At 43.5% G+C, this 7,236-nt stretch carries 4 protein-coding genes, 1 tRNA gene and 1 pseudogene; 1 reads left to right on the top strand and 5 read right to left on the bottom strand.

Going from position 1 to position 7,236, the window contains the following annotated elements; translation table 11 throughout:
• The 5 genes and pseudogenes from DP116_RS29765 to DP116_RS25750 all read right to left on the bottom strand — a co-directional run.
• The coding region (locus DP116_RS29765) for a PAS domain S-box protein (protein ID WP_246275797.1) at positions 1-2,303 on the bottom strand (2,303 nt) is incomplete at its 3' end.
• Positions 2,304-2,382: 79 nt separating this feature from the next.
• Positions 2,383-2,748, bottom strand: a pseudogene (locus DP116_RS25765) (zinc ribbon domain-containing protein); the annotation flags it as partial.
• Positions 2,749-3,619: 871 nt separating this feature from the next.
• On the bottom strand, positions 3,620-4,930 hold the full coding sequence (locus DP116_RS25760; protein ID WP_169157857.1) for a glutamate-5-semialdehyde dehydrogenase: 1,311 nt from the start codon (positions 4,928-4,930) through the stop codon (positions 3,620-3,622).
• Between the two features lie 65 nt (positions 4,931-4,995).
• The gene (gene mazG / locus DP116_RS25755; protein ID WP_169157856.1) at positions 4,996-5,826 is read right to left on the bottom strand and encodes a nucleoside triphosphate pyrophosphohydrolase; all 831 of its coding nucleotides are present in this window, start codon (positions 5,824-5,826) and stop codon (positions 4,996-4,998) included.
• Positions 5,827-6,061: 235 nt separating this feature from the next.
• Positions 6,062-6,673 carry a metal-binding protein gene (locus DP116_RS25750; protein ID WP_169157858.1) on the bottom strand — a complete coding sequence of 204 codons (612 nt, stop codon included), beginning with the start codon at positions 6,671-6,673 and terminating at the stop codon, positions 6,062-6,064.
• A gap of 161 nt (positions 6,674-6,834) precedes the next feature.
• On the opposite strand from DP116_RS25750, the gene DP116_RS25745 reads away from it, so the two are divergent.
• Positions 6,835-6,907: transfer RNA gene (locus DP116_RS25745), tRNA-Val, on the top strand.
• Positions 6,908-7,236 lie beyond the last annotated feature (329 nt).

The raw sequence follows: 7,236 nt of genomic DNA, 5'->3' as shown, positions 1-7,236 counted from the left end.
CTTCTGTTCCAAAAGACAATTTTGTTTTCTAAATCTCTGACTATAATGGCATCTGTCGCGACATCAAGCCAAGTCGCTTGTTCGCGGATTTTTTGTTCAGATTGTTTGCGATCGGTGATGTCCATTCCTACACCGACCATACGTACTGGTTTCCCAGTTTGGTCATAGTAGACTTGCCCTTTATTTCCTATCCAATGCAGCGCATTATCAGGTGATACCAATCGAAATTCAACTTCATAATCTTTCTTATTGTCAATAGCATCTTTTATAGCAGCAACGACGCGATCGCGATCTTCAAAATAAACAGCATCGAGAAAAGCTTCAAATGTATGCTCATTGCAGCCTAACGGAAGATCACAGAGCGGTTCCATTGGGTTATAATCCACAACATTATTGGTTGTAATGTTCCAGTCCCAAGTCACCATGCGAGCTGCGTCTAGGGTTAACCTCAATCGTGCTTCACTGTCTTGCAATGCTTGGAGCATCTGCTTTTGCTCTGTGATATCAATGCCGGAACCAATGTAACCAGCAAAACTACCGTTTGAATGAAACCTTGGGATGCCTGTATCAAATAGCCAACGATACTCACCATCAAAACGCCTGTAGCGATGTTCCATAGTGAAACTGCGGCGAGTATCAAATGCAGTTGTGTAAGTCTCTATGCAAAGTTGTAAATCGTCGGGATGGAGAAGTTCTGCCCAACCATTACCTAGTTCTTGTTCTAGTGCGCGTCCCGTAAATTCTAACCAGCTCTTATTAAAATAATTACAAAGCTTATCAGTCCCAGTCATCCATATCATCACTGGGGCTGTGTCTGCCATAGTGCGAAATCGTTCTTCACTTTCTTGCAGCGCTGTAATAGCCTGTTTGCGTTCAGTGATGTCAATAGAAATGCCAACAATGCCAACTAGCACGCCTTTATCATCGTATATGGGCGAATCAGTAATTAAGATTGGGAACAAAGTGCCGTCTCGACGCCGAACCAGAAATTCCCCAGACCAACATTCACCGCGCTGTAGGTGGGACATAATTTCAACGGCTTGCTCTTGTGAAGTCTCAGCAGTAACGACTTCTAAGACATTTTGACCGATGACTTCCAACGCTGACCAGCCGTAGAGTTTTTCTGCAAAGCGATTCCAGTATATAATTCTTCCGTCCAAATCTGTAGCAATCACAGCCTGTTCCACCGCTGATAGCAGATGCGCTTGAAAGGAAATGGCTGCTTCTGCTAGCTTGCGTTCGGTAATGTCACCGGCTATGCCCAAAATCTGCACAGGCAAACCGTCTGCATTTTTCGCAAACACAGTCTCTCGACTACGCAACCAACGCCACTCACCATTGACATCTCTCATTCGGTACTCTATTTCGAGAAGTTCACCATCCTTAACAGTTTCAAAGCGTTTGAGATGTTCGCTCACTCGTCCCATGTCATCTGGATGAACGAGATTTGGCAATACTGCCTCTCTCATGGCTTTAATTTCTTGGGAAGCGTAGCCAAGAATCTCAAGCATTTGTCTGTTTATATAAATGTTGCGCTGTTCAACTAAGTCGTAGACATAGATGATATCGGGGCTTGTTTCAACAATCCGCTCAATAAAATACTGCTTTTCTTGCAAAGTAGCTTCTACCAGTTTGCGTTCGGTAAGTTCGGTTTGTAGCTGCAACAAGAGGGTGGATTGCTGAATGGCGATCGCCACTTGATCCGCCACTGCACAGGTTAATTCCACTTCCTCCTGCTGCCAAGATAAAGGGTGGTTAATTCTTTTCAGGCTAAGACTACCCCAAATAGTAGAGCCAAAGTGCACCGGTACCAGCAACCATGCTCCCCCATAAGTTTCGGCAAAGCTACGGTTGATTTCATCTGAACAAGTACTCGCATCTTCAATTTCAACAACTTCTAATCGCTTAAGTCGGGTAGCTATTTCATTATCAGCATCGGGAATTTCGACCCCCAAAGCACTTGGTAAATCTGGAGTCCGACGATAATCAGCGACATTCACCCACAGTTGGCGTTCAGGGATATATTGCACAATTTCAACTCGATCAGCGCTCACAAGCTGAGTAATCTCATAAGCTGCTTTAGTAAAAATTGTTTCTAAATCCAGAGAATTACGAATACTTTGAATCACTCGATTCAGAGCCTGCTCTTTTTGAACTTGGCGTCGTTCCCATTCGTGTTGCTGTCGCAGCGCCTCTTGGGTCTGCTGTTGTTGAGCCGCTAATTCTTCTAACTGAGAAAAGTTTTGGCGTAGTGCAGTTAACTCTTCAATCAACTGCTTTTTTGTCTTATCCTCGTCTTTCATTGCCTTGAGTATTATGCACGAGCTTTGCTTAAAGCAGTAGTTGACACTCCCCGCTAGAGACGGGGATTCTAAACGATGCTCAACACGGGGCTAAAGCCGCCGTGCTTCGCTTTTTAGCTGGCACCCAGACTTTGATCCGGGTGGGACGTGTCAAAGCGCCCCTACTCACTCGACCAAGTTCTAAACTCAGTGTTGTGGCTACTTTGCGTAATATATTCGCGGCTCCGTTACAGTCCGCGTTGATAGTCTGGAACGACCCTGTTCTGTACAATCCACGCTTTGTGCGTCGTCCTGACGGTTTCCACCCTTCGGGTTTTGCACCAAATGTCGGTAGTTCGTCACCATCTAAAAAAGACGCCTTGGATGTATACGATTCTTCTGTTTCAATAAAATTGATGCCGTACTTTTCACATAACTGTTTAATTCGCTCTTTTAATTTGTACGTCTCGTTTATCAGGTCAAACTTCTTTAAATACCTACGCTCCTTGAACCAAACCTGACGACCGTAATATATTCCACAATTCGTTAACCTGTGAGCTTGAGAACAAAGATATTCAAGAACCGGATGAATAAGTAATGAACGGTTCAATAATACTTGCTGACAGCCATAAACTTTTGGCAATAAAATCACCTCCTCGTTTTCAATTAGTATACAACGCTCCTAATACTAACTCCGGAGAAGATTCAGGCACTTTAAAAAGCGAAAAGTACTGGGGGAGGGTTTCCCTCCGCAGGTAACTTTTCAAGACAGTGCCTCGTGGCTTTCATGAGCCACTGCTGCAGGAGGGTTTCCCTCCGTAGGCATGTGGCGTCCCCGTACTTAAGGCAAGGGGTTTTCAGCCTACCCCTGATAAGATTTTTAATAAGTTTTATGGTTTGTCAGTTTTCATCACTGACAAGGTTTTGGCTGTATACTTTCAAGGCAGAAGCACCCGTATGGATCAAAGCAACTTTAGCCAAAATCCACAGTACAATATTCACGCGTAGCTTTTTAAAGAGATATTCGGCTTTTCTGTATAAGTCAAATTATAGCAGTACTGTACGTATTCACTTCAATTGGGGATGAATAATAATACAGCAAATTGCAAGTTGGTGAAGTACAGAGATATCCCACCCGCGTGAGGGTTAGCGAGGGGTGTACTCCATTTAGATGCAAAGCGCTGTATGTCGTAAGAAAAGGTACTCCTGTTCAAGCTCAGCTAGACAAAGATGATTGTGTTTGACAAATCAAATTATCTTCACTTTCGTTCATCAAATCTTCTATATTTTTGGTTAACGTCTGACAAATGTCATCATAGTATTTTGTGAGCGCTTATTCATCCCAAATCCTTAAAAGTAAAGGGCTTGGCGTCTGCACCTGTGTAAGTAGCCACAATATGACCATTACCAGTCATCTGATATTTGTATGTTACCAAACCTTCTAAACCAACAGGACCACGAGGAGGCATTTGTTGAGTACTAATCCCGACTTCTGCACCGAAACCATAGCGGAAGCCATCAGCAAATCGGGTAGAACAGTTGTGATAAACTCCGGCTGCATTCACCAGCGCTAGGAAAGTTTGGGCAGCTTCTGCATCTTCAGTGATAATAGCATCAGTGTGCTTGGAGCCATAGTTGTTAATGTGGGCGATCGCATCCTCCAACGAATCAACAACTTTTATCGACAAAATCAAATCAGAGTATTCTGTCTCCCAGTCTTCTTCTGTTGCGGTTGCAATCTTTGGCACAATTTCGCGAGTACGTTCATCCCCTCTCAATTCCACATTGAGTTTTCCCAAAACCTCAGCAACTTTCGGTAAAAACTTTGCAGCAATACTAGCGTGGATTAGCAAAGTTTCAATCGCATTACAAGCCGCAGGATAGTTTGTTTTGGCGTCAACTGTAATTGCGATCGCTTTTTCTAAATCTGCAGCTTTATCTATATATAGATGACAAATTCCATCAGCATGACCTAATACAGGTATACGAGTATTTTCCTGCACAAATCTCACAAAAGAGTTAGAACCTCTAGGAATAACTAAATCCACATATTTATCTAATCTTAGAAGTTCCAAAATTTCTTCTCGTGTTGTTAACAACTGCACCGCATCTGGATGAACAGCAGTTTGAGAAAGTCCTTGTTTAATCGCCTTGACGATTGCTTCACAAGAACGAGTCGCTTCTTTCCCACCTTTGAAAATCACACCATTTCCCGACTTGATAGCAAGAGTCACGATTTGAATTGCTGCTTCCGGACGTGCTTCAAAAATGACACCTAACACACCCAAAGGACAAGTGACTCGCTTCAAGATTAAGCCTTGATCCAGTTCACGGTGAATCTGCACTGCACCAACTGGATCACTGAGTTTGCCGACATCTCTCACCCCAGCGATCGCATCTCTTAACTTATGTTCATCTAACTGCAAACGCTTATAAAGAGGCTTAGCAATTCCATCTGTAGTGGCTCTTTCACAATCAGCAACATTTGCTTGTAAAATTTCATCTTTGGCAGATTCTAAGGATTGGGCGATCGCTTCAATAGCTTGATTCTTCGCCTCAGTTGAAAGAACCGCCAGCTTGAGTGCAGCAAGTCTCGTTTTTTTAGCAACTGCAATTAGGTTTAATGAATTCTCAGCAGAAATAGTCATACTAAAAAACTACGTTGAAATTATCTGTTTTTATCTGTGGTTCCAAATAACCCGAAACCAGATTTTTACTCTTCCTGTGCAAGTCGCGCTTTTGCTTCTTGCCACAGCGTTTCTAATTCCTCTAAGCTGTAATCAGTAAGAGGACGCTCAGCATTTGCCTCCATTTTTTGCAAACGCTGGATAAACCGCTGATTTGTTCCCTGCAAAGCAGCTTCCGGATCAAGATTACACCAACGAGCAACCTGTAGAAGAGAAAATAGCAAATCACCCAACTCAGCTTGTTGTCGTTCTGGTGTTTCCTCAGCTAACGCCTGCTTAAATTCCGTCAATTCCTCATTAAACTTGTCCCACACCCCATCAATATTTTCCCATTCAAATCCAACAGCAGCCGCCTTTTGCGAAATCTTCATCGTCGCTGCTAACGGAGGAAGCTTTCGTGCATAACGACTGAGTTTATAACTCAGTTTTTGAGTATCCGCAGAAGCTTCTCCTTTCTCAGCAGCTTTAATTTCTTCCCAATTTCGCCGCACATCATCAACACTTTGCACCGACACATCACCAAAAACATGAGGATGACGGCGAATCAGCTTTTGTGAAATTCCTTCGGCGACTTCCTTCAAGGAAAATTGTTGATCTTCACTGGCGATTTGTGCTTGCAAGACAACTTGTAAGAGTAAATCACCTAATTCTTCGGCGATCGCATCTTGATCCCCACTCTTAATCGCATCTACAACTTCGTAAGCTTCTTCTATGACGTATGGTGTCAGCGTTTGAGGAGTTTGCTCCAAATCCCACGGACAACCCCCATCAGGAGAACGTAACTTTGCCACCACATCAATTAATTTTTGTATTGCTGCCAAAGTCTCAGCGTTTCTCTCAGTTTGATTAGTTTCCATAATTAATAAAAGCTCTGCGTCCTCTGCGTCCTCTGCGGTTGAAAATCTTATTCTTGGGAGCATCCCAAATGTGTAACAACATATTTCTCGTTCCCTGGCTCAGCCAGGGAATGCGCTACTAGGAGGCTCCGCCTCCGGTATTTCAGATAGGAGGCAGAGCCTCGTCGCTGGCATTTCCAGCCTGAGGCTGGAAACGAGTTTAATCAGCAGGCTCCGATCCTACCCCACAATTTACCTATGACTTTGTGCGGCGGCTATTTTTTGGTTTGACTTTACTCCCATTACCACGACTCGTCACTTTACGTTTCTTCATTTTCGCACGCGGCAGCAATCCACGAACTCCCTGCTTTTGAAAACGCTTATAAGCTGAACCTCCCCAGTCACTAAGATAATGGCTCATAGCACCAACTTCCAGCCCGACAAATAAAGCAAGAAATTCCATACTGTAGTGAGCGATCGTGAATTTTACAGTTTCCCCTGTCATCTGCCAATTGAACTGCATATTCCACAGCTTTTCGACAATCAACAAAGTGAAAATTGCCACTATTGCTCCCAAGCTGCTCAGATAAACGACACGCAGCGTTGTACCAATGATTGGCCCGTGAGATAACAAAGAACGATGGCGTAAACTTTTTTGATAAGGTAACCAAATAAAACGGAAAACACCCCAGCGTTGGAACTGGCGAGAGTAAATATCCAAGTCAGGACCGAACATCAGCCCTCCGAACAGAAACCCACCAGTAACCAACAAAGTCAAGTTACCGCTGTTGGTTAGCCAAAAAGCAACACCAGTCACAAACGGCAAAGCCCAGAGAGTAATGCGATCATGAGTCCGACCAGAGGGCATAATCAATTCAAAATTCAAAAATATCCAAGCCATTGCTAACCAGTATCTTGCTGTCCGAGTCGCAATTCAATCCAACAGATGCAGAATAAGGCAAAAATTTTTTTATAAGACTATCGCTTTTTCAAAATGGGTGTGCTAACATAAGTTTTGTGTGCAACAGCGGGCAGTTAGCTCAGTTGGTAGAGCGCCTGCCTTACAAGCAGGATGTCACTGGTTCGAGTCCAGTACCGCCCATTTTTAAAAGTTAAGTAAGCTCAGTAAATTTCTATGCTGGGTCGTTTCTAGTGAGTAATTGCTCATTTGGGGCGATTCCTGTGGCTGGCTACGCCAACCCATTCATCAACAATTAAGGGATAATCTTCAAAGCTTCAGTAAGTAAGTTTTTTGTTGAATGTAGATGTAGGGCGATGATCGCTCGTCTAAGATTTTGCACCAGCTTTTCCGTCCGCCAAGAAATAAATTTCTTGGCTCAAATCTCAAGTAAGCTAAAGCTTACTGAATATACATACCAGTCCGTTTTAACGGACTTTGGCTATAAGCCTTGAACTTCAGTTCAAGGCGTA

Origin of the sequence: Brasilonema bromeliae SPC951, from assembly GCF_012912135.1 — a bacterium.
Lineage (GTDB): Bacteria > Cyanobacteriota > Cyanobacteriia > Cyanobacteriales > Nostocaceae > Brasilonema > Brasilonema bromeliae.
This window is presented reverse-complemented; position numbering and strand designations above follow the sequence as displayed.

Bases quoted from the DNA above. Each gene is read 5' to 3' on its own strand.
- DP116_RS25760 (WP_169157857.1), bottom strand. From the start codon at position 4,930: ATGACTATTTCTGCTGAGAATTCATTAAACCTAATTGCAGTTGCTAAA.
- mazG (WP_169157856.1), bottom strand. From the start codon at position 5,826: ATGGAAACTAATCAAACTGAGAGAAACGCTGAGACTTTGGCAGCAATA.
- DP116_RS25750 (WP_169157858.1), bottom strand. From the start codon at position 6,673: ATGCCCTCTGGTCGGACTCATGATCGCATTACTCTCTGGGCTTTGCCG.